This window comes from uncultured Maribacter sp., assembly GCF_947500985.1.
In the GTDB taxonomy this organism is placed as follows: domain Bacteria; phylum Bacteroidota; class Bacteroidia; order Flavobacteriales; family Flavobacteriaceae; genus Maribacter.
In genome coordinates, this window is record NZ_CANMTX010000005.1 from 366580 (window position 1) to 389160 (window position 22581).

General features: G+C 35.4%; 22 protein-coding genes. 13 read left to right on the top strand and 9 right to left on the bottom strand.

What is annotated here, in order from left to right; all coding sequences use genetic code 11:
- Positions 1 to 44 precede the first annotated feature (44 nt).
- The 4 genes from Q0871_RS13530 (at position 45) to Q0871_RS13545 (ending at position 4445) form a co-directional block, all read left to right on the top strand.
- Entirely contained in the window at positions 45 to 1454 is a 1410-nt protein-coding gene (locus tag Q0871_RS13530) for a hypothetical protein (protein WP_299324711.1), read from the top strand.
- Between the two features lie 163 nt (positions 1455 to 1617).
- A complete protein-coding gene (locus Q0871_RS13535) occupies positions 1618 to 2250 on the top strand; it encodes an MOSC domain-containing protein (RefSeq protein ID WP_299324714.1) in 633 nt (210 codons plus the stop codon).
- A gap of 19 nt (positions 2251 to 2269) precedes the next feature.
- A complete protein-coding gene (locus tag Q0871_RS13540) occupies positions 2270 to 4063 on the top strand; it encodes a DUF885 family protein (protein WP_299324717.1) in 1794 nt (597 codons plus the stop codon).
- A 22-nt stretch (positions 4064 to 4085) separates the two neighbouring features.
- Positions 4086 to 4445 (top strand): MauE/DoxX family redox-associated membrane protein, encoded by a 360-nt coding sequence (locus tag Q0871_RS13545; RefSeq protein ID WP_299324719.1) that lies wholly within the window; start codon positions 4086 to 4088, stop codon positions 4443 to 4445.
- Between the two features lie 51 nt (positions 4446 to 4496).
- On the opposite strand, the gene Q0871_RS13550 is transcribed toward Q0871_RS13545, so the two are convergent.
- Positions 4497 to 5081 carry a hypothetical protein gene (locus tag Q0871_RS13550; protein WP_299324722.1) on the bottom strand — a complete coding sequence of 195 codons (585 nt, stop codon included), beginning with the start codon at positions 5079 to 5081 and terminating at the stop codon, positions 4497 to 4499.
- A gap of 215 nt (positions 5082 to 5296) precedes the next feature.
- Between Q0871_RS13550 and Q0871_RS13555 the strand changes: the two genes are divergently transcribed.
- Entirely contained in the window at positions 5297 to 6169 is an 873-nt protein-coding gene (locus Q0871_RS13555) for an AraC family transcriptional regulator (RefSeq protein WP_299324725.1), read from the top strand.
- A 160-nt stretch (positions 6170 to 6329) separates the two neighbouring features.
- Positions 6330 to 6608, top strand: a complete 279-nt coding sequence (locus Q0871_RS13560; RefSeq protein WP_299324774.1) for a TIGR03643 family protein — start codon at positions 6330 to 6332, stop codon at positions 6606 to 6608.
- Here the strand turns inward: Q0871_RS13560 and Q0871_RS13565 are convergent, their stop codons facing one another.
- Positions 6609 to 7382, bottom strand: coding sequence for a S1/P1 nuclease (locus tag Q0871_RS13565; RefSeq protein ID WP_299324728.1), 774 nt, complete (start codon positions 7380 to 7382; stop codon positions 6609 to 6611). It lies immediately after the preceding gene.
- An 88-nt stretch (positions 7383 to 7470) separates the two neighbouring features.
- On the opposite strand from Q0871_RS13565, the gene Q0871_RS13570 reads away from it, so the two are divergent.
- The 7 genes from Q0871_RS13570 (at position 7471) to Q0871_RS13600 (ending at position 16010) form a co-directional block, all read left to right on the top strand.
- Positions 7471 to 9729 carry a transglycosylase domain-containing protein gene (locus Q0871_RS13570; protein ID WP_299324730.1) on the top strand — a complete coding sequence of 753 codons (2259 nt, stop codon included), beginning with the start codon at positions 7471 to 7473 and terminating at the stop codon, positions 9727 to 9729.
- An 86-nt stretch (positions 9730 to 9815) separates the two neighbouring features.
- On the top strand, positions 9816 to 10667 hold the full coding sequence (locus tag Q0871_RS13575; protein ID WP_299324733.1) for an SPFH domain-containing protein: 852 nt from the start codon (positions 9816 to 9818) through the stop codon (positions 10665 to 10667).
- Positions 10668 to 10699: 32 nt separating this feature from the next.
- Positions 10700 to 10858, top strand: coding sequence for an Arc family DNA-binding protein (locus Q0871_RS13580; protein WP_299324736.1), 159 nt, complete (start codon positions 10700 to 10702; stop codon positions 10856 to 10858).
- Between the two features lie 62 nt (positions 10859 to 10920).
- Positions 10921 to 13119, top strand: coding sequence for a DUF5916 domain-containing protein (locus Q0871_RS13585; protein ID WP_299324737.1), 2199 nt, complete (start codon positions 10921 to 10923; stop codon positions 13117 to 13119).
- 1 nt (position 13120) lies between these two features.
- Positions 13121 to 13924 carry a Cof-type HAD-IIB family hydrolase gene (locus tag Q0871_RS13590; protein ID WP_299324740.1) on the top strand — a complete coding sequence of 268 codons (804 nt, stop codon included), beginning with the start codon at positions 13121 to 13123 and terminating at the stop codon, positions 13922 to 13924.
- Positions 13925 to 13957: 33 nt separating this feature from the next.
- On the top strand, positions 13958 to 15232 hold the full coding sequence (locus tag Q0871_RS13595; protein ID WP_299324742.1) for a DUF819 family protein: 1275 nt from the start codon (positions 13958 to 13960) through the stop codon (positions 15230 to 15232).
- A gap of 82 nt (positions 15233 to 15314) precedes the next feature.
- Positions 15315 to 16010: a DUF4369 domain-containing protein gene (locus Q0871_RS13600; RefSeq protein WP_299324745.1), complete on the top strand. Its 696-nt coding sequence runs from the start codon at positions 15315 to 15317 to the stop codon at positions 16008 to 16010.
- Positions 16011 to 16089: 79 nt separating this feature from the next.
- On the opposite strand, the gene Q0871_RS13605 is transcribed toward Q0871_RS13600, so the two are convergent.
- From Q0871_RS13605 to Q0871_RS13635, 7 genes are all read right to left on the bottom strand, one after another.
- Positions 16090 to 16359 (bottom strand): hypothetical protein, encoded by a 270-nt coding sequence (locus tag Q0871_RS13605; protein WP_299324746.1) that lies wholly within the window; start codon positions 16357 to 16359, stop codon positions 16090 to 16092.
- 59 nt (positions 16360 to 16418) lie between these two features.
- Positions 16419 to 17381 carry a type I phosphomannose isomerase catalytic subunit gene (locus Q0871_RS13610; RefSeq protein ID WP_299324775.1) on the bottom strand — a complete coding sequence of 321 codons (963 nt, stop codon included), beginning with the start codon at positions 17379 to 17381 and terminating at the stop codon, positions 16419 to 16421.
- Between the two features lie 81 nt (positions 17382 to 17462).
- Positions 17463 to 17870, bottom strand: coding sequence for a 6-carboxytetrahydropterin synthase (locus Q0871_RS13615; RefSeq protein ID WP_299324749.1), 408 nt, complete (start codon positions 17868 to 17870; stop codon positions 17463 to 17465).
- Positions 17870 to 18400, bottom strand: coding sequence for an isopentenyl-diphosphate Delta-isomerase (gene idi, locus Q0871_RS13620; protein ID WP_299324752.1), 531 nt, complete (start codon positions 18398 to 18400; stop codon positions 17870 to 17872). The genes Q0871_RS13615 and idi overlap by 1 nt, the downstream gene beginning before the upstream one ends.
- 60 nt (positions 18401 to 18460) lie before the next feature.
- Positions 18461 to 19414 (bottom strand): type IX secretion system membrane protein PorP/SprF, encoded by a 954-nt coding sequence (locus Q0871_RS13625; RefSeq protein WP_299324754.1) that lies wholly within the window; start codon positions 19412 to 19414, stop codon positions 18461 to 18463.
- 5 nt (positions 19415 to 19419) lie between these two features.
- Entirely contained in the window at positions 19420 to 21441 is a 2022-nt protein-coding gene (locus Q0871_RS13630) for a gliding motility-associated C-terminal domain-containing protein (RefSeq protein WP_299324757.1), read from the bottom strand.
- Between the two features lie 32 nt (positions 21442 to 21473).
- Positions 21474 to 22581 (bottom strand): hypothetical protein (locus Q0871_RS13635; RefSeq protein ID WP_299324760.1); only part of this gene is annotated, 1108 nt, incomplete at its 5' end.

Consider the following 22581-nt stretch of genomic DNA (forward strand, 5'->3'; position numbering starts at 1 on the left):
CTTTTTTGTTAAATGTTGTTATCTTTCTTGAAATAATCAAAACCATGAATAACAACCATAGCTCTACTTCTTTTAAAAAATTATTAGACAAGCTACAAACTGAAAGCTGGCAACTTGAACTCATAATATCTGGTTTTGCAATATATGGGCTATGGCAATCACAAGATTTTTTACAAATTGAATATCTAAAAGCCTTAAAGCAAGATGACGAAATTTATAAATTCTTGCTTGGACCTACTATTAATGGAGTTTATATATTGATGATTGTTCTTTTGATTCATGTAATTTTAAGAGGGTTGTGGATTGGCACCTTAGGCTTGCGTTATGTTTCTGGAGAAATTGACTATGAAGAACTTGGTTACACCGATAAATTCACAAATTTCCTTCAAGTTAAAGTAGGTTCTTTTGATCGATATATCTCTAGACTTGAAAATATTTGTAGTTCTCTATTTGCTTTGGCCTTTTTAATGGTATTTTATTTTTTATCCTATTTTTTAATAATGGGTATTTTTCAATTATTAGTTTACCTAATTTTTATGACCGATTGGTTTTCAAAAACCGTATCTATAATTTTAATGTGCTTAATTGGAATACCATACGCTATTTGCATTTTATTATTAATTATTGATTTTCTAGGTATGGGAATTTTGAAGAAAAATGAAACGACCGCTAAGTTATATTATCCCATATATAAAGTTTTCAATATTATTTCACTCTCTTTTATCTATCGACCTTTAGTTTATAATTTTTTAGATCAAAAAAAAGCTAGATGGGTTGCTATATATATTCTACCCTTTTATTTCGTGATTTCGCTATTTTTTGGATTAACTGGAAATCAAAATTCAAATTTTCAAGTTATTAACCAGGCTTCATCTAGCACGTTTATTAATAAATTAAATTACGAAGATCAATTAATCGAAAAAGAAGATATGATTGACTTTATATCCATCTCATCTAAAGTAATTGACAAGCCTTACATGAAAATATTTATTGGTTTCAATAATTTCATTGAAGATGCAATTATCGAAAACGATACCACATTGAAACCAGAGAATGATAAAAGAGGATTTACTTTTCAACCAGAAAAAATGTTTCAAGGTATGGGGTTAACAAATGAACCTGAAAAAGCAACACTAAAAAAACAGCAAAAATTTTTGAATGTAATGAACCGTATTTTTAAAATAAAAATTGACACTACGTATTTTGAAAAGGAATTTATTCTGACAAATAATAAAAATGACAGATTCGGATTTGAAACTTATATAGATCTAGAGGGTCTAACAAAAGGCAAACACCTTGTTAGGCTTATTGGACCTACTAACAAAAAAGAGAAAAGGATAAAAACAGAAATAGACACGTTAAAAACCATCTCTTTTTGGTATTTCCCAGAAAATAGCTCATCACAAAACGCTCAAAATACTATCATATTAAAAGACACTTTGACAACCCATTAATACAAATACTCTAATTACTATATTTAGAAATTAGCAAATATGAAGTATAAAAATCTATAGTTAATCATTTACACAAGCTGTTTTTAACCAATTTAATAACAGTTTAATCAACTTTAGGTAAACCTTTTATTATAAATACTAGTGCTTTTTTTATCTTCACCCCATGAAGGTAATTTCAACGAACATAGGAGATGCAGTAACTTTTGAATGGAACGGCGCCACAGAGCAAACCGGTATCTTCAAATACCCAACTTCTAAAAGTTTATTTCTAACTAAAAATGATGTGAAAGATGACACTGTAATAGACCGTGTTCACCATGGTGGCACCAACAAAGCATGCTATCTTTTCTCTGCCGACTATTATGATTATTGGAAGAATCTTTACCCAAATTTAAAATGGGATTGGGGCATGTTCGGTGAAAACCTAACCGTAGAAGGTCTAGATGAATCTAAAATTCGTGTCGGCGATATTTATAAACTCGGTAAAGCGCTGGTACAAGTTTCTCAGCCACGTGAGCCTTGCTATAAACTAGGCATCCGTTTTGGCACACAAAAAATACTTAAAGAATTTATTACCCATAATCACCCAGGTACCTATGTAAAAATACTAGAAGAAGGTCTTGTAGCTGCTGGTGATGAAATGACATTAGTGGAACAATCTGAAAATACTTTTACCTCCCAACAATTTTATGAATTGATGTTCGCAAAAGAAAAATCCAAAGATTTGCTCGAACTATTCATGACCAACGAAGCTGTACCGCAATATAAAAAGGACAGGTTCAAGAAATACCTATAATATTTTAATATTCAATTCAATGAAAAAATTAGTTATACTACTTGCCCTAACTATTGGGCTACATACGCAAGCTCAATTAAAAACGAATGCCGAGATTTCAACGAACCCAACCATTCATAATATTGGTTTTATTACATTGTTGGCTCACTATTATGATGACGGATTAAAATTGAATCCGTTAGCCGCTACTTTTCAAGGTGATAATAGATATAATGATACTTTACCAAATTTTCTTTCAGATAGTTACAAGAAAGAACTAATAAACTACTACACTGGATATTTAGAAAAAGCTGAGAAATTTGACAATGCGCAACTTTCTGAAAGTGAGCTCATGTCTAAAGCTATATTAAAATGGGAATGTGAAGTAAATTTAGAGGGACTGGCTTTTGAGCAGTATACTCCAATAGACCAAATGTGGTCCATGAATTTAATGATGGGGCAATTAGCTGGTGGTACTAGTGCGCAACCTTTTGAGACTACCGAAGATTATATGAACTGGAGCAAGCGTTTAGAAGATTATGAAGTTTGGTTACACTCCGCTAAATCTAAAATGCAAGCAGGTATTAAGGCTAAAAATGTTTTACCTAAATCGCTTATCAAAAAAGTATTACCGCAACTAGCCAGTGTTACTAACACCGAACTTGAAGACAACTTATTTTACAGTCCGATTAAAAACTTCCCTGCAGATTTCTCAGACTCGGATAAACAAAGGCTAACTGAAGTTTATACAAATGTAATTACCAATAAAATAATTCCTGCATATAAAGAATTACATGATTATATGGCTACCGAATATTTAAATGCAGGTAGAGAAACTAGCGGAACACAAGGTATACCAGATGGCGATGCATATTATAATCATCAAATTAAGCTATATACTACAACAAATATGACGGCTGCAGAGATCCACGAAATTGGTTTAAAAGAAGTAGCTAGAATTAGCGCTGAAATGGAAGCTGTTAAAAAGCAAGTAGGTTTTAAAGGTGACCTAAAAGCGTTCTTTAATGAGGTTCGTAACAAAAAGGAACTGATGCCCTTCAAAGACCCACAAGAGGTTATCGATAATTTTAATGACATCCACAAAAGAATGATGCCTAAGGTAAATGCTTTATTTAGCAAACAACCTACAACTCCTTTTGAGGTAAGACGAACAGAGGCTTTTAGAGAAGCTTCTGCCAGTGCAGAATACAACCCTGGTTCTTTAGATGGTACCAGACCTGGAATATTTTATGTTCCTATACCAGACGTTACCGCTTACAACACCTACTCTGATGAAGATTTATTTTTGCATGAAGCAATACCGGGGCACCACTTTCAAATTTCGCTGACACAAGAAAATGAAAATTTACCCGAGTTCAGAAAAACACTTTGGTATAGCGCATATGGTGAAGGTTGGGCTTTGTACACAGAATCTTTAGGTAAAGAGCTAGGTTTGTACACTGACCCATACCGATATTTTGGAATGCTAGGGGCAGAAATGCACCGTGCAGTTCGTTTGGTCTCAGATACAGGTTTACATTCTAAAGGATGGTCCAGAGAAAAAGCAATTCAATATTCTTTAGATAACGAAGCAGAATCTGAGGCTAGTATTACCGCAGAAATAGAAAGATATATGGCAAATCCTGGTCAGGCACTATCCTATAAAATTGGTCAGCTAAAAATCATGGAACTTCGTGCTAAGGCTGAAGCTAACCTTGGTAAAGATTTTGACATTAAAATATTTCATGAGAAAGTTTTAGAAGTAGGTTGTGTACCGTTAGCGTTACTTGAAGAAAAAATCATGAATTGGATTTCCACAAACACCAAAGCTTAAAATATTAAACTATAAAATACCTATGACTTATCCGTGGCACTTATATGTAATGGGCGCAATCTATATTTTTGCGGGCTTTATGCATTTTATAAAACCTAAGATATATCTTAGAATTATGCCACGCTACTTACCTGCTCACAAAGCTTTGGTTCTGCTAAGTGGTGTAGCAGAGATTGTTTTGGGTATTGGTCTATTTTTTAAAGAGACCAAAAACTTTTCCATTTATGGCATTATTGCTATGCTAGCCGTATTCTTATTGGTGCACTTTTATATGTTGTCTAGCGAAAAGGCAAGTGCAGGATTACCAAAGTGGGCACTTTTACTGAGATTGCCAATACAATTTGCATTAATGTATTGGGCTTTTATGTACTTAAAATTATAGCAAAAAAAAAGGGGACGCTCCCGTCCCCTTCTTAAATCAACTTAAATCAACTTAATTAACAACAAACTCTTCAGTATATGTTTTACCTGCAGACTTAACGGTTACCGTGTAAGTTCCTGGAAAAGCATCTGTGAAATTGAATGCTTTCTCAACAATCAACTCATCTGCAACTTCTTGTGTAAATACTGTTCTACTTTCTGTATCGTAAATCTTGATAGACATATCTGCTCTATCTAAGTTTAAATAGTTCATGAAGATCATATTATCAGTCTTTCTAAAGAAAGGCTTGATTTCTTCATCAGATTCTACGATTTTCACATTATCGTTATCTAAAACGATTGTATATGAATATGCTGTCATATTATCATCGGCAGATAAGTAGTATACTCCGTCTACCAAATCTTTAAGATTTAATTTCTTGCTAAACTGACCTTCGGTCATTTTTTCTGAATAAATAACATTTAAATCAGAATCCATTAACTTAACCTGTACACCATTAATAGATGCATCCATTGTTAAAACCACACTCTTGGCTTTACCCGCAGATAATAGGTTTAATTTTGGCTCTCTTGCCATGCCTGCTACTGTAGCTAACATAAAGGCAACAACTGTTGTGAATTTTACTAGGTTTTTCATAATATAAATTATTTAAGGGTTAATGATAATTTACACTACAAACATACAGCCGTTATAAAACTCTCACTACATCATATTTTCCCAATTTGTGTGCTATTTTAACCACTTCATATATCGATTATTACCCTATGGTTAAGATTCCACATATTTTAGTTAATTTTGCAAAGAACATACAAATTAGAAGGTTTAATTTAATAGTATAATCCCCTAATATCATGGTAAAACAAAAACCTACATTCGAAGCTATTAAGCCAGATTTCGGTCATTCTTTTACTTATCAAAAGTTTGATGAACATCGATTGAATAAAAATAATCTTTGGCACTACCACCCAGAACTTGAGTTAGTATATGTAAACGGCGGCTCTGGTAAAAGACAGATTGGTAGTCATGTATCGTATTATACGAATGGTGACCTCATATTAATAGGTAGCAATTTACCTCATTGCGGCTTTACAGATGCCCTTACCGGTAATACTAGTGAAACGGTTGTTCAAATGAAGTTAGATTTTTTGGGACCAGACTTCTTTAGCCTTCCCGAGATGAAGAAAATAGCAAGCTTGTTTAATAGCGCTAGTGGTGGAATTGCCTTTTCTGGGAAGACAAAACGAAAAATAGGAGACAAAATGGAGGTTTTGGAATATCAGACAGATTTTCAACGGTTACTTTCCATCCTTAATATATTAAATGAATTAGGAAATTCAGAAGATATGCGTTTGTTGAATGCAGAAGGTTTTTCATTTACCACAGATGTTAAGGATAATGACCGTATTAACATTGTATTCAATCACGTTAAAAATAACTTTAGAGAAGAACTTACGCTAGAAGAGATATCTTCTATGGTGAGTATGACCATACCATCTTTCTGTAGGTACTTTAAAAAGATTACGAATAAAACGTACATACAATTCGTTAACGAATATCGTTTAGTACACGCCTCTAAACTTTTGGCAGAAAAACCAATGAGTATTACCGAGGTTTGTTTTGAATGCGGATTCAATAACTTCTCTCACTTTAATAAATCGTTCAAAGCATTTACAGGTCAAAATCCGTCAGAATACCGCAATGAATTAAAGAATGTTTTGGTGTAACTAGTATACCTTATATATAGTAATCAAATTTTAAAGCTACCAGATGGTAAATTCCACCCCCATTTAGAAGCTTTCTTTTTTTGCTCTATTCTTTTTGAGCTATAAAAAAACGGATACGTGTTCTTCTCTATTTATGATCATGTATTATCTTTATACGGCTATGATTAAAGAATTTACAGAAAGAGAATTAGATCGTATTATTGAGATGGCATGGGAAGACCGTACGCCATTTGAAGCCATTACTTTTCAATTTGGTATTAGCGAACAAGAGACTATCGAAGTCATGCGTCGCGAAATGAAACCAAGTAGTTTTAGAATGTGGCGCAAACGTGTTCAAGGCCGCGCCACAAAGCATGCTAAATTAAGATTCGATGAAATGGACCGATTTAGATGTTCTAGACAACGCAACATTACAGGAAATAAAATATCTAAACGATAATTATTTAAATGCCTCGTTCAATACTGCAGCAAGGCGAACTCCGCCTTTTTGTAATTGATCGGCAGCAGTATCCCACCAATCATAACTGTATCGGTAGCTTAATTTTTCGCCAGGCTCTACCGATGCATAAACTTTCTCTGCCAATAGATGAGATTCTTCTACCCAGTCAAGCAAACTACCGCTTTGTAGAAATTTAATTTGCTCTTTAGACATTTCCGGGTATTCAGTAGCGAGTTCTGTAAAACTCATTCCGTTTTCATTGATCATATTAGAATCCCACACTCTATGTAAGTTGGTACCACTACCAAACCATTGTAGTTGAATATCGTTACCTCCCTTATCCTCTCCTCTGCCTACATGCATAGGTTGGTGTAAATCTCCAATTAAATGAACCAAAAATTTTAGATAGAAGGCTTTATCCTCTTTACTGCTGTTTTCGTCTTTTATAATTTCTAAACATGTATTAACCCCTTGTACCAAATCGCCATATTCATTCTTCTCTATTTCTGCATAGGTTTTGCCAAAAGGAATATTCACGTAATGCCACGCACTGAATTTGCGATAGGCCCGGTCAGATTTTATTTCATCGCCAAAATTGGCAACAGCAGCCAAACTCTCCCCTTCCAACAAACTTTCAATGGCACGTTTTGCCTTTTTATTTAAATGTTGCTCAGCAACTTCACCAACAACTCTATGCCCAGTTTTTGACCAATACATATCATTCGCAAAGGTGAAATTCGTTACCAAAAACAATAAAATAATACAATTTTTCATCACTATAATTTTATCCAAAAATAGTACAACATATTTTAAGGTATTGTTAAAACTTGGTAAGATTAAATTTATATCTGAACTTGCGGATATGAAGAAGAAGACGAGAAAATCATCTAAACGAAAATTAAGCATTCGTAAAATAATCGGCTTAGGCATACTAAGTCTTTTCGTATTATTTATCATATTTATAGGTAGTGTCAACATAGGTTTATGGGGTAAAATACCCTCTAAAAAAGAACTCTCCAATTTTCAATACCAAATGGCTTCTGAAGTTTATTCGGCAGATAATATATTAATTGGTAAGTACTACTTGTATGACCGGCAACCAGTTGCTTTTACCGATTTTCCAAAAGATTTAATACACGCATTAATTGCTATAGAAGATGAACGTTTTTACGAACACTCTGGTGTTGATATTAGAAGTTTAATTAGGGTCGGTTTCAAAACAGTTCTTTTGGGCGACAACTCTTCTGGCGGTGGTAGCACTCTTACGCAACAGTTGGCTAAAAATTTGTATCCAAGAAAAGAACGTAATAAAACCAATATAGTAGTCGATAAGGTGAAAGAAATGATCATCGCCAAAAGGCTAGAGAAAATTTTCACTAAAGACGAGATTCTTACCAATTACCTAAATACCGTTTCTTTTGGCGATAATACCTTTGGTATTGAAAGTGCCGCTCTTAAATTTTTCAACTCTAGTACTAAAGATATAACCGCTACACAAGCCGCTACTTTAGTGGGTATGCTAAAAGCTACTTATAGCTATAACCCAAGAGTATTTCCTGATAAAAGTTTGGGCAGACGTAATTTGGTATTACGTGCTATGTATAACAATGATTTCATCTCAGAAGAACAGGTAGCACAATACTCTCAAGAAGGTCTTAATTTAGACTATAGAGAGTTCGATTACAATGCTGGAATTGCACCTTACTTCAGGGAAGAGGTTCGTAAAGAAATGCTGCGTTGGATTGCCGAGCAAAATGATGATACCAATTATAACATCTATACATCGGGATTAAAAATTTACACAACCCTTAACTATAAAATGCAAAAATTGGCTGAAGAAGCCATGGTACAACATATGACGAAACTGCAAAATAGTTTCGAAAAAAGTTACGGTTCTAACGCGCCTTGGTTAAAAGACAAAAAGTTAATGGAAAAAATAGCCAAGCGAACACCTACATATAAAAGACTGCAGAGTTCAGGTTTGTCGCATGCGCAAATTATAGATAGCTTATCTAAAGACAAACAAAAAAGGACTTTCAAATCGTGGCAAGAAGATGAAGAAACAACTGCGAGTACTATGGATAGTATTCAACATTATACCAAATTCTTAAATACGGGTTCTTTAGCTGTAGACCCTACTAATGGTGATATCTTGGTATGGATCGGCGGTATTAATTTTGAACAATATAAGTATGATCATATTTCGCAAAGCAAACGCCAAGTCGGTTCTACATTCAAACCCATTGTGTACACAACTGCTGTGGAACAAGGTGTTTCGCCATGTACCTATTTCTCTGCCGAAGAAATTGAATATGATAATCTAAAAGGTTGGTCACCTTCTAATTCTGGCAACAAAGACGAAGCTTACCTTAACTATTCTATGGAAGAAGGTTTAAGCAATTCTATCAATACCATTGCTGTAAAAGTAATGGAACAAGCTGGTATTGGCAATGTTTTAGATATGGCAAAAAGCATGGGTATAGAAGATAAATTACCCAATGAAGCTTCTATTGCTCTAGGTACTGGTGAAATCAAAATCATCGATTTGGCACAAGCTTACACCAGTTATGCGAATAATGGAAAGCATATTCAACCGATTTTAATCAAAAGCATATCTAACCACAAAGACTCCGTTTTAGTGGAATTTAAGTCCGAATTGAACGAAAAAACCGCTTTTTCTGCAGAAACTAGTCAAATAATGATCGAAATGATGAAATCTACGGTCAATTCTGGAACGGCGGCAAGACTTAGAAATACATACGGACTCAAAAATGACATTGCCGGTAAAACAGGTACAACCCAAAATAATAAAGATGCTTGGTTTGTTGCGCTGACCCCGAAGCTGGTTCACATAACTTGGGTAGGTCTTGATCAACATGAAATCGGATTCAGTAATACGAGTATAGGGCAAGGTGCAAATGCCGCTCTACCCCTATTTGCACTATGGATGCAAGAATTGAACAAAGACAAAGATTTTAATAGGTACACCAAATCTAATTTTCCAAAACCTTCTAATTCTGTATTAGAAGCATTGAATTGCAATCCAATTAAACGTGACGGATTCTTCAAACGTCTTTTTAAAAATCCGAATAAAAAGAAGAACAAAAAGTTTAACGGATAATCGATTTTTTAGTCAATTTTCTTCTAACTCGTAATTCATATCATTTAATTTGATATATTTATGATATCATTTTAATATCATAAATTATGAAAGTAGAAAAAATTCACAAAGCACAGAATGGTTACATAATGCTTCTTGTTGCCTTAGTACTGTTAGTTGGCGGTATTGCACTTCTTAGAATCTATGTTGGTGCCTTTATGATTTTTGCCGCATTATTTATGTGTGCAGGTTTTGTATTGGTGAATCCGAATAGTTCAAGAGTTTTACTTCTATTTGGCAAGTATGTAGGTACAATTAAAGAGAATGGCCTGTTTTGGGCGAATCCTTTATATACCAAAAAAAGAATTTCATTAAGAGCAAGTAATTTTGATAGTGAACGCTTAAAAGTTAATGACAAGCTGGGTAATCCTGTTATGATCAGCACCATACTTGTATGGCGCGTAACCAACACCTATAAAGCTGCTTTTGATGTTGATGATTATCAAAACTTTGTACGTGTACAGACCGATGCTGCAGTTCGTAAACTAGCAAGTATGTACCCATATGATAATTTTGCAGATGAAGGGCTTGACGAAGATATTACACTAAGATCTAGTGTTAACGAAGTAAGTGAAGCACTTGAAAAAGAACTGCAAGAGCGCCTTTCTATGGCAGGAATAGAGGTATTGGAGGCGCGTATAGGGTATTTGGCATACGCACAAGAAATAGCAAATGCCATGCTACGAAGACAACAAGCTACAGCCATTGTTGCTGCAAGACATAAAATAGTTGAAGGTGCCGTTAGTATGGTAGAAATGGCTTTAGAAGAGTTGAGTAAAAAGAATTTAGTAGATTTAGATGATGAAAGAAAATCTGCAATGGTAAGTAATCTAATGGTGGTTCTTTGTTCGGATAAAGATGTTTCACCTATAGTTAATACTGGTACCTTAAACCATTAAACAAGGGCTACAATTCATATTTTTGTTATTAGATGAGTAAGAAAAAACCTTTTGCACTACGTGTCAACGAAGAAATGCTGCAGGCTATTGAAAAATGGGCTGCAGATGAGTTTCGTAGTACCAATGGGCAAATAGAGTGGATCTTAATGAAAGCTTTAAAAGAGACCAAAAGAGAACCTAAACCAAAATGAGTTTGGCATTTTTTTAACAAAACAAAATCTTAAATTTGGTCTTCTACCAAACTATGACCAAAATGACCAAATACCTAGGTACCCTTGTACTTATACTTTTTTGCTTTTCTCTAAATGGACAAATCTCAGACAAATCATTTGTAGTTAAAGAAACTAACGATAAAATTACTCCTGACGGAATTTTAGACGAGCCAAGTTGGGAAACTGCAGACAAGGCAAAAGAGTTTTGGCAATATTTTCCCTTAGATACGGTTCAGTCAAAAAAGCAGACTGATATAAAGATGATGTATGACAACAATAATCTTTATGTTGGTATTACTGTATATACTGCTGGTAACGACTATTCCATTCAATCTTTAAAACGAGATTTTAGGGCTGGTAACAGCGATAATATCACGCTACTTTTTGATACGTTCAATGACGGTAACAATGCCTTTCTTTTTGGCATCAATCCGTATGGTGTTCGTCGTGAAGGGCTAGTTTCAGGTGGCGGACTTAATTTAAACGGTTTTACCATTTCATGGGATGTTAAATGGCGAGGAGATTCTAAAATTTACGATGGTTATTACACTGCAGAAATGGTCATCCCCTTAACCGCATTCAAATTTAAAGAAGGCGAAACCAAATGGCGTTTTAATAGCTATAGATTTGACACCCAATCTAACGAGAATAGTACATGGACAAATATTCCGCAAAATCAGAATATATACGGACTAACCTTTATGGGTGATATGATTTTCGAGAAACCTTTAGGTAAATATCGTACACCCCTAGCTATTATTCCCTATGTAAATCTAGGGTCTCAAAAAGACTTTGAACTTAATGAAGCTAAAACTAAAGTTAATGTTGGTGGTGACGCTAAAATTGCCATTGGTAATAGTATGAATTTAGATGTTACCGTAAATCCAGATTTCTCTCAAGTTGAAGTTGATGACCAAATAACCAACTTAACCCGTTTTGAAGTTTCACTTCCTGAGAAAAGACAATTTTTTATAGATAATAGTGATCTGTTTGGCAGTTTTGGCGGTGGTAGAGATGCTAATCCGTTTTTCTCTAGACGAATAGGTATTGCAAAAGACACTGCCGACAATTCCATCGAAAATAAAATTATTGGTGGTGTTCGTTTAAGCGGCAAGTTAAACAAAGGGCTTAGATTAGGGTTTCTAAATTTACAGACCGCTGAAGATTTAGACGAACAAATTGCATCTAATAATAATACCATGTTAGCGCTACAACAAAATGTTTTTGGGCGATCTAACATTGGCATGTTCTTTATTAATAGACAAACTTTTGAAGATTACGAATTTCAAGATCCCGATGATCGCTATAATAGAGTTGCAGGTATAGATTATAACCTTATTTCTGACAACAATGTATGGAACGGTAAATTCTATTTACACAAATCTTTTGCCCACAATGCAGGAAAAGCAAATCTTTCATCGGGTGCATTTATGCAGTATAACTCAAGAAACTGGAACTTTTTTGAAGATGCTGTTTACATTGGTGAAGATTTTAGGTCTGACCTTGGTTTTATTCGTAGAACAGATATTTTTAAATCAGCAACGATGATCCAGCGTGTTTTCTGGCCAGAAGATAGCGCCTTGCAAAGCCATAGTTTTCAGTTCTTCCCCGTTATGACTTGGAGCCCCGAAAATGATTTTCTTCATACAGATTATGATTTAATGGGCGCTTGGGAGTCAAAATTTAACGACCAGTCAGAAATCAATGTATCATATACACATTCTTACACCTACCTTTTTGATGAATTTGACCCAACCGATATAGACGATGCCATACCCTTACCTAATGAGGTAGGTTATCATTATAATTATGTTTCATTAGAATATCAATCTGATAGTAGAAAAAGATTTGCCTATTCTATATCACCAACCATGGGTAGCTTTTTCAATGGTGATAGATTCTCTTTAGGGGCAGAAATGTACTTAAGGTTTCAACCAAAGGTATTTTTATCATTAGCGATGAACTATGATAAAATATCGCTACCCGAACCCTATTCCAGTACAGATATTTGGCTAATTAGTCCGAAAATAGACGTTACCTTTAGCAAATCTATTTTTTGGTCAACGCTGATACAGTATAGTAATCAAAGAGATAATTTAGGTTTCAATTCTAGACTACAATGGCGTTTTGCTCCTTTGTCTGACCTGTTTATCGTTTATAACGATAATTACTTTGTCAACTCTTTCGAGCCAAAATATAGATCTATCAATCTTAAACTTACCTACTGGTTAAATATCTAATATGAAGTATAAAATTTTGTGTTCAGATTTAGACGGTACCTTACTCTCTACAAAAAGTGATGTTTCTCTAAACGCTATAGAGCAAATACGAAAAATAAAAAATGAAACCAAAATCATACTTGTTTCTGCTAGAATGCCCAGTGCAATGTGGTATATACAAGATGACCTAGGCATTACAGACCAGCCCATCATTTGCTATAACGGAGCGTTGGTTTTATCAGGTAATAAAGAACTTAATTCGGTGTTTATCCCTATTGATATTTTAAACACCATCAACGAGTTGTGCTTGGGACTAGAAGCTGACTTAGGATTATATTATAATAATGAATGGTTTGTACCTAAAACTTCTTTACGTGTAGAAAAAGAAATAAACTACACCAAATCTACCCCAGTATTTCAAGACACCGAGCAAACTTTAAAAAATTGGCAAGAGCGTAATATAGGTGCACATAAAATTATGCTCATGTGTACAAAAACAAGTGCCGATATATTAATGCCAATACTCCAAGAAAAACTAGGTGATTCTCTTAACCTATACCGTTCTAATGATACGCTTATCGAAATTGCTCCAAAATCTGTATCGAAACTTTCTGCTATTAAACTGCTCATGGAAGAGCATGAATTGCTAACAGACATCATTGCCTTTGGTGATAATTACAACGATATTGAAATGCTTGAAAATGTAGGTTGTGGTATTGCCGTTGCTAATGCAAGAGATGAAGTTAAAGCGATTTCAAATTATATAACTTTAGAGAATACAGCGGACGGAGTAGCACATTACATAGCCAATAACTTGGTTTATTAACTATATTTGAAAATACAAACTTACTTATATTTTATGCCATATCTTATTACTCAACCTCTTATTACAAATGATACCGTAGTATTCGGACTATTGGCACTTTGTCTAGGTTTCATCTTTTACACATCAAGTTTAAAAACTGGCTTTTGGAGTAAATTCTACTCCATTGTACCAGCAGTACTTATTTGTTACCTGTTACCGGCGATATTGACAAGTACAGGGATCGTTTCTGATGAGATTTCAAATTTGTATTTTATGGCAAGTAGGTATTTACTACCTGCAGCGCTTGTTCTTATGACGTTAAGCATAGATATAAAAGCAATATCAAACTTAGGCTCTAAAGCCATCATTATGTTTTTAACGGGTAGTGCAGGTATTATTATCGGCGGACCCATTGCAATACTTATTGTTTCTATTTTCTCTCCGGATACTGTTGGTGGAAATGATTTTGATGCTATTTGGAGGGGACTTTCTACTATCGCAGGTAGTTGGATTGGCGGCGGTGCCAACCAAGCTGCTATGTTAGAAATTTTTCAATATAACCCTGAAAAATATGGCGGAATGGTTTTGATCGACATCGTGGTTGCTAATGTATGGATGGCCATTGTGCTTTTAGGAGTTGGTAAAACCAAAAAAATTGACGCATGGTTAAAAGCGGATACTTCTGCTATTGAAACCTTAAAAATAAAAGTGACGGAATTTACCGAAAAAATCACCCGTGTACCTACCTTGAACGATTATATGATTATGCTATCGTTAGCCTTTACAGCCGTTGGTTTAGCACATTTTTTCGGAGATAACATCAGCACGTTTCTTACCAATACTTTTGAATCTGTAAGCGACCAAAAAAGCTTTCTTTCGTTCTTAGGTTCTGCTTTCTTTTGGATGGTGGTTATCGCCACCGGTTTAGGGATAGCGCTATCATTTACCAAGGCAAAAAATTACGAAGGGGCAGGAGCCAGTAAAATTGGCGGCATGTTCATTTACATTCTAGTAGCCACTATTGGTATGAAAATGGATTTAAATAAAGTACTTGAAAACCCAGGATTAATCGCTGTTGGTTTTATTTGGATTGCCATTCATGCAGGATTAATGATATTAGTTGCTAAGCTCATTAGAGCTCCCTATTTCTTTTTAGCGGTAGGTAGTCAAGCGAATGTTGGCGGTGCCGCTTCCGCTCCTGTGGTTGCTGCTGAGTTTCACCCGTCATTAACTTCTGTTGGTGTGCTATTAGCTGTTTTAGGCTATGTTGTAGGTACTGGTGGCGCCTTACTTTGCGCTTATTTAATGGAAGTTGCATCTAGCTTATAGGTGTTCATAATTAATAACAAAATAAAGGGTTGGCGTTCTTTATTGTCAAATTTTATAGATATTTGCGCCCTAAATAAATAGAATGAAGAAAATATTATTTGTTATTGCAGCATTACTGGCTTTAGGTTCATGTGGTGACAACCCAGAGGAAACTATGATTGTGAACGGTAAAATAAAAGGACTTAAAAAAGGTACGCTGTATTTACAACATTTACCTGACTCGGTTCTTATTACTGTTGATTCTGTTACCATAAACGGAGATGGTAATTTCTCTTTTACTACAAAATTAATGAGTCCAGAGATTTTCTACCTGTACTTAGATAAAAAAGACAATAACGACATTAACGACCGCATTACTTTCTTTGCTGAACCAGGCACAACTACTATTAATACAGACTGGAACACATTTGATACTACTGCTAAAATAACTGGTTCTGAATCTCAAGAAAAATTTGAAGAATATAAACAGACCATGACGGGTATCAATAAAAGGAATGTTGAAATAATGATGAAGGCTGCCCAACCAGAAAATCAACTTAGCCAAATAAGTATTGATTCTTTAGAAAATATCAGTAATAGAAATACACAAAGAGGTTATGCGTTTGCTATTAATTTTGCCTTAAACAATAAATCGTCGTTTATAGCGCCATACATCGCTTTAAAGGAAATACCTGATGCCAATGTCAAATACTTAGATTCTATTTACCAAGTGTTATCACCAGAGGTTGCTGAATCGAAATATGGTAAAGAATTAGCTGAACTATTGAAAAAGAATTAAATAGAACAAACCAACTTATTATAAATAAAAAAGCATCCTAATCTATTAGGATGCTTTTTTATTTTAAGGAAGAGGTAAACTATACCAACTTGTTAAGGTCATCGACCAATTTAGTTGCCGTAGTTTCCAAATCTTTTCTTACATCTTTGAAATGTTCTTTCTTGTTCTCAACATCGTTTTTGTTGACTTTAGCAACCAATTCATCAAAAGATGAAATTGCCTCATCTATAATTGCAGAACCTTCTTTTGAATGCGTAGTACCATTAGTAGCCTCAACTATATAAACACCTTCTATAATGTCACCTAGAACATTATTAATATCTTTCTTTAAATTTTTAATACTTGCCATCTCTAATTATTTTTTTTGCAAAAATACAATTTTTGAACTGCCGTACAGTTAATTAGACCTTAAATAGTAACTTCTAATAGTTTAGCACCACTAGATTGTAAAGAAATCTTCTCTGTAGAAGCTGACAATAATGCCGTTTCGCCACTTTTTATTGAAACTTCGCCTTCAGCAGTGCTGATTTTAGCTTCGCCACCAACACACATAAATATGGTAAATGAATCTCTTTGTGTAGTGTCTAAATCTAAATTCTCTGTTAGCTCAATGAAGTTGGTTTTAAAGTATGGGCAATCTACCATTGTATTTACCTCATTCTTCTTATGACCGTAAGAAACTTTGAAATCATCTTTCTTTTCATAATCTACAGCATCTAATGCTAGTTCTGTATGTAATTCACGAAGATTACCATCTTTATCTTTTCTATTAAAATCGAAAACGCGATAAGTTACATCAGATGTTTGTTGAATTTCTGCCAACATTACCCCTGCTCCAATAGCATGAATTTTACCTGTATTAATAAAGAAAGTATCTCCTTCTTTAACTTCCTCATAATTAAGAAGATCAAGCAAGGTATCATTATCAATACTTTCAGCATATTCTTCTTTGGTAACATCTTTGCTAAAGCCAACAATTAATTCTGCTTTAGGATCTGCATCCATTATATACCACATCTCAGTCTTTCCAAAAGAATCATGACGCTCTTTTGCTAAGGCATCATTTGGGTGCAGTTGAATAGACAAATCTTGTTTGGCGTCGATAAATTTTATCAGAATAGGGAATTCTTTTCCGAAGCGTTCGACAACACTTTTACCCAAAAGCTCTTCTGCATTCGAATCAATAAGTTCTTGAAGTGACTTCCCTTCTAAGCTACCATTGGCAACAACAGAAATATCACCTTTAACGGTAGATAACTCCCAACTTTCGCCAGTAATATCGCTTTCTATAGGCTTACCAAAAACTTCTTTAAGCTTGGTACCGCCCCATAGTCTTTCTTTTAAAATTGGTCTAAATTTCAGAGGATGTATCATTGTATATCTTATTTGTTGGTGAATTAAATCAGATAAATAACGCTATATAGGAGTTTTTCTTATCTTTTAATGCTTGAATTATCCAGAGAACGTTACAAAATTTCTCGGCGTTTCATAAAGCACTACTTCTAAATCGTGCGATTTTTGAATATGCGGTCTTAACTTCTGCCAAATGATGACCGAAATATTTTCTGCTGTTGGGTTTAACGTTTTAAACTCGGGTACTTCAATATTTAAATTCTTATGATCTAAATAGTCTTCAATCTCTACTTTGATCAGATCTTTTAACACCTTCATATCCATAACAAAGCCAGTTTCAACATCTATCTCTCCTGTAACACTTACAATTAACTCATAATTGTGTCCGTGGAAATTAGGGTTGTTACATTTTCCGAAAATTTCTATGTTTTTACTGTCATCCCAATCTTTTCTATATAATCGATGGGCGGCATTAAAATGTGCTTTTCTACTTACTTTTACTTTCATTATTTCGCAGACATTTTAAACAAGTGTTCGTAAAATTTATCGAAGATAATCTTAAACCATGCTGTGTACTCATTAGGGTTATTAGAGATATCTTCTTTTATATCTTCAGGAGACATCCATTTCCATCCCTCTACCTCTTCGGCATTAATATTTGGTTCAGAATCATAGGTACCTATCATTACATGATCTAGTTCATGTTCGGTTAAACCATTATCGAAAGGAGCTTTATAAATGAAGGAAAATAATTCTTTTAATTCTGCCTGAAACCCCATTTCTTCTTGAAGTCTACGTTTACCAGCTTCAATATTAGTTTCACCTACACGTTGATGACTACAGCATGTATTTGTCCATAATAACGGAGAATGATATTTAGATGCCGCTCGTTGTTGAAGCATAATCTCACCCCTGTCATTTGTAATAAATACTGAAAATGCTCTATGCAAAACTGCCTTTTCATGGGCTTCCATTTTAGCCATAGTGCCTATTTGCTCGTTATTTTCGTTTACGAGAATTACCTGTTCTTCCTTCATAACGTAAAAATAAGGCGTTTTACGTATTATACGTAATGATGAATATATAAAAAGAAAAATCTAGAAGAAACGAGGAGATTTTAAGTTGTTCTTGGTTATAATGAAATCGTATCTGAAAATTATTTCGAATGACCCATCATTAAAAGCAGTATTACCAAGGTCTGTAGTTTCCTTATCATACGCCAAACCAATTAAGAATTTATTAGATACATTGAAACCTACCATACCACTAAATGCGGCATCCCATCTGTAGGCTGCTCCTAAAATAAACTTGTCGTTAAACATGAAATTTGCCGATAAATCTAATTGTAACGGCGCTCCCTGCACCACCTTTGTCAATAATGCCGGTTTAAACTTTACAGACTCATTCAAATCCCAAACATAACCAGTAATTAAATACAAGTTCATTTGTTCTTTAGCCGTAGAAAGGTTGGTTTCTTGAAAATGTGATGTTTCTAAAAATCGAGGTACCGATAAACCTGCATATAATCTTTCGGTATGATAATATACTCCAGCCCCAATGTTAGGTGATAGTCTGTTATCAATATCTTGTTGCAAAGTTGGATCTGTTGTATACTGGTCTAATTCTGAAAACTTAACATCTAATAAGTTAGCACTTGCTTTCAAACCAAAACTTAGTCTACCCTCTGTAGATGTCCATACAGTATACGAGAAATCAATATCAAAATTAGTTTCTGAGGTAGGTCCTATTTCGTCATTAACAATTGACAAACCTAAACCTACACCTCTATACCCAATAGGTGAATGCACATTAATAGTTTGCGTAGTTGGCGCACCATCTAAACCTACCCATTGAGAACGATGCAAGGCGCCCATGCTAATATGCCCTCTAGATCCTGCATATGCGGGGTTTACACTTATGGTATTATACATGTACTGTGTATACTGCGCATCTTGCTGCCCATAAGAAAACACTCCAAAACAAAATGCCACTATTGCGACAGCCCGTTTTAGAAAATTCTTTTTAAGTATGGTTATATATGTGTTCAACATTCTTATTATCTATTTATATATATGTAACCAGACAGTGTTTCTGTTTCTCCATTCGGTAATTCATAATCTAGAATATAGAAATATGTACCTACTGGTAGTTTACTGTCCATGTCAACGGTTACCCTACCTTCAGATGTTCCATCAAAGACATTGCCTTCGGTATCATATGCTTTCGTCATATATACCGCTACACCCCATCTGTTATAGATTTTCAATGTATTGTTAGGGTAATTCTCTAAACCGTCTATTCTTAGAACATCATGAATGCCATCACCATTAGGTGTAATAACGTTGAAAACTTCAATTTCTTCTTCTAGCTGACCTAAATCTGAATCTAAGTAGTTTGGTATACCATCATCGTCAGAATCATCATCTGCATAATTTCCATTAAGGTTGATATCCTCATCACGGGTTTCAATACCATCGTCGTCATCATCGGTATCTCTATAATCTGACTCTTCGTCACTATCTGTATTTGGCAGTTGTGCGTAAGGATCATCAAGTTCATCATTGACATCTGTATCAACAGAAATTGCACCTTCATAGCCATCATCTAGTCCGTCATTATCTTTATCAGAACCAATACTAACAACATCAGCAATACCATCGTGATCATAATCATGAGCTTCAATAGCATCTAGTACATTATCGTTATCACTATCCTCATCTAAATAATCAGGTAGGTTATCTCCGTCTGTATCCACAGGGAATAATCCAGTTAAACCATTAGCTTCATACGCATCATCTAAACCGTTGGTATTCGCATCGATCCCAGAAGGTGGAATATAATCTGCCGTCGCTTGAGCTTCAACATTATCTGGTATACCATCTCCGTCAGCATCAATATCTAGATAATCTGGGAAGCCGTCACCATCAGAATCTGTTGGGTCGGTAGAAGGGTCATTATCGCCATCTAAATTTAAATCTTCAAAACTATCAACGATACCATCATCATCACTATCCATATCAACACCTAACGGGTTAATAAGAATTGTTATGGTCGATGTGCTACAATTACCTACTGTATCACAAACCGTATAATCAAATGCATCTGTTCCTAAATAGTTATTATTCGGGAAGTATGTCGGTATATCATCCGATGGATCATTCGGTGTACCATTATCATCAACAGTTACCGAACCATTGGTTGGTTGTGTTACGCTAAATGTACCATCTGTAGGTAAATCGTTATCATTTATTTGCCATGTATCTATTACTGTGATTGCATTGATATCAATTGCAATAGAATCATCATTAGTATCTAAAATTGGTAATACTTCTATAGTTACGGTTGCCGTACTACAGTCTCCGTAAGCATTACAAATGGTATAATCGAAAGTGTCAGTACCATTGAAATCTACATCTGGAGTATAAGTTACAATATCATCCATTGGATTGTTTGGTGTACCACCATCATCAATAGTTACCGAACCATTTGCCGGGTCAGTTGTTGTTAAGGCTCCTACATCAGGTAAATCGGCATCATTACCATAAATATCTATTATTACCGGTACTTCTTCATCTGTAGTTACTAAATCATCTTCTAAATCTGCAGCCTCAGGCAAACACACTACCGTAAAATTTGGTAGGCTAAACGTGTTACCTGCTTTGGTTACTAGAGCTGTATATTTTACCACGGCATCTGTAGCAATAACCATTGGGCTTAATTGATTTCCCGGTAATGGCGGACTCCAACTTACCGAAGCAGTACTTGGTACGTTAGAAGTAATATCCAAAGTTACTTCATTGTCTGGATTATTACAGTCTGTTACAATAAAATACCCTGTTGCATTAGAGCCACATAAAGTACCGTCATAGGTTGCAAAGTAAATACCTGGTTGGGTTACTTCGTAAAAAGAATCTGTACCAAGTACCGTTGCCGTGTCTGAAGCTTCATACCAACGAAAGTTATTTTGATCACTATCCGTAGGTGCCTGCAGTAAGAACTGGGCGTTAGATACCAACACTCCCAGTATCGTAGTAACGATACTGAGAAATATGGTTTTATATATATGCGTTTTTTTCAAATCGATTTGGGATGTATGCTTCTATTCTCTAATTATTGTGCTACAAAAACTACGTTAATCAATGTATTATAATCAGTTGGTGCTGAAATAACATCGTAAGTCATAATACCAGCTGCATTTACACTAACGTTATCAAAAACAGTTGGATCAAAATACGTTACGTAGTAATACAATTCATTATTTGCATATGTTGGTATTGCTGTTGGCGCTCCTGCACTAACCACAGCTGGCGTACCATATTGAGTCAAATACTCCGCATGTAAGTCTATTGTTCTACCTGTACCAGTTGTTGCTACATCTACCTCAATTGAAGGTGGATAGAAAATATCAGGTCTCACATTATTTATAACATATGGTGTTGCTGTACTTCCGTCTCCTGTAACACTAATATCCGTACCTGCTGTAACAACGGTCTCCGTACCATCTGCTGTTGGTACCGATAAGTTATAATTGATACCACTTGGAGTTACGGTTACCGAACCATCTGTGGATGTTATTGTTTGAATTTCGTTCGATGCATTTGAATCGGCATCGTCTACATTTAATGTAATTGCGTTTCCTCCTGTAATAGAGATTTGACCAGCAGCACCTGTTGTTGCCAAAGTTTGATCATCCGTCGCTGGATCACCATCCTGACCATCCTGACCTGGTTGGCCTGCAGGACCCGCTGGACCTGTTGCCCCGGTAGCTCCTGTTGCGCCAGTCTGACCGTCTTGACCTGCCGGACCCGTTGGTCCTGTTTGTCCATCCTGACCATCCTGTCCTGGTTGACCTGCAGGTCCCTGTTGACCATCCTGACCATTTTGCCCTGCTGGACCCTGTTGACCATCCTGACCGTTTTGCCCTGCTGGACCCGTTGCTCCTGTCGCTCCTGTTGCTCCATCGTTTCCGTCTGCCCCTGCTGGACCTTGTGGACCTGTCGCTCCGGTTGCTCCGTCATTTCCATCCGCTCCTGCTGGTCCTACTGGACCTTGTGCTCCCGTTGCTCCATCGTTTCCGTCTGCTCCTGCTGGACCCGTTGCTCCTGTTGCTCCGTCATTTCCATCCGCTCCCGCTGGTCCTACTGGACCTTGTGCTCCCGTTGCTCCATCGTTTCCGTCTGCTCCTGCTGGACCCGTTGCTCCTGTTGCTCCGTCATTT

What these genes read in the sequence shown, in the direction of transcription:
- Q0871_RS13530 (WP_299324711.1), top strand. Translation starts at nt 45, where the DNA reads ATGAATAACAACCATAGCTCTACTTCTTTTAAAAAATTATTAGACAAG.
- Q0871_RS13535 (WP_299324714.1), top strand. Translation starts at nt 1,618, where the DNA reads ATGAAGGTAATTTCAACGAACATAGGAGATGCAGTAACTTTTGAATGG.
- Q0871_RS13540 (WP_299324717.1), top strand. Translation starts at nt 2,270, where the DNA reads ATGAAAAAATTAGTTATACTACTTGCCCTAACTATTGGGCTACATACG.
- Q0871_RS13545 (WP_299324719.1), top strand. Translation starts at nt 4,086, where the DNA reads ATGACTTATCCGTGGCACTTATATGTAATGGGCGCAATCTATATTTTT.
- Q0871_RS13550 (WP_299324722.1), bottom strand. Translation starts at nt 5,081, where the DNA reads ATGAAAAACCTAGTAAAATTCACAACAGTTGTTGCCTTTATGTTAGCT.
- Q0871_RS13555 (WP_299324725.1), top strand. Translation starts at nt 5,297, where the DNA reads ATGGTAAAACAAAAACCTACATTCGAAGCTATTAAGCCAGATTTCGGT.
- Q0871_RS13560 (WP_299324774.1), top strand. Translation starts at nt 6,330, where the DNA reads ATGATTAAAGAATTTACAGAAAGAGAATTAGATCGTATTATTGAGATG.
- Q0871_RS13565 (WP_299324728.1), bottom strand. Translation starts at nt 7,382, where the DNA reads ATGAAAAATTGTATTATTTTATTGTTTTTGGTAACGAATTTCACCTTT.
- Q0871_RS13570 (WP_299324730.1), top strand. Translation starts at nt 7,471, where the DNA reads ATGAAGAAGAAGACGAGAAAATCATCTAAACGAAAATTAAGCATTCGT.
- Q0871_RS13575 (WP_299324733.1), top strand. Translation starts at nt 9,816, where the DNA reads ATGAAAGTAGAAAAAATTCACAAAGCACAGAATGGTTACATAATGCTT.
- Q0871_RS13580 (WP_299324736.1), top strand. Translation starts at nt 10,700, where the DNA reads ATGAGTAAGAAAAAACCTTTTGCACTACGTGTCAACGAAGAAATGCTG.
- Q0871_RS13585 (WP_299324737.1), top strand. Translation starts at nt 10,921, where the DNA reads ATGACCAAATACCTAGGTACCCTTGTACTTATACTTTTTTGCTTTTCT.
- Q0871_RS13590 (WP_299324740.1), top strand. Translation starts at nt 13,121, where the DNA reads ATGAAGTATAAAATTTTGTGTTCAGATTTAGACGGTACCTTACTCTCT.
- Q0871_RS13595 (WP_299324742.1), top strand. Translation starts at nt 13,958, where the DNA reads ATGCCATATCTTATTACTCAACCTCTTATTACAAATGATACCGTAGTA.
- Q0871_RS13600 (WP_299324745.1), top strand. Translation starts at nt 15,315, where the DNA reads ATGAAGAAAATATTATTTGTTATTGCAGCATTACTGGCTTTAGGTTCA.
- Q0871_RS13605 (WP_299324746.1), bottom strand. Translation starts at nt 16,359, where the DNA reads ATGGCAAGTATTAAAAATTTAAAGAAAGATATTAATAATGTTCTAGGT.
- Q0871_RS13615 (WP_299324749.1), bottom strand. Translation starts at nt 17,870, where the DNA reads ATGAAAGTAAAAGTAAGTAGAAAAGCACATTTTAATGCCGCCCATCGA.
- idi (WP_299324752.1), bottom strand. Translation starts at nt 18,400, where the DNA reads ATGAAGGAAGAACAGGTAATTCTCGTAAACGAAAATAACGAGCAAATA.
- Q0871_RS13625 (WP_299324754.1), bottom strand. Translation starts at nt 19,414, where the DNA reads ATGTTGAACACATATATAACCATACTTAAAAAGAATTTTCTAAAACGG.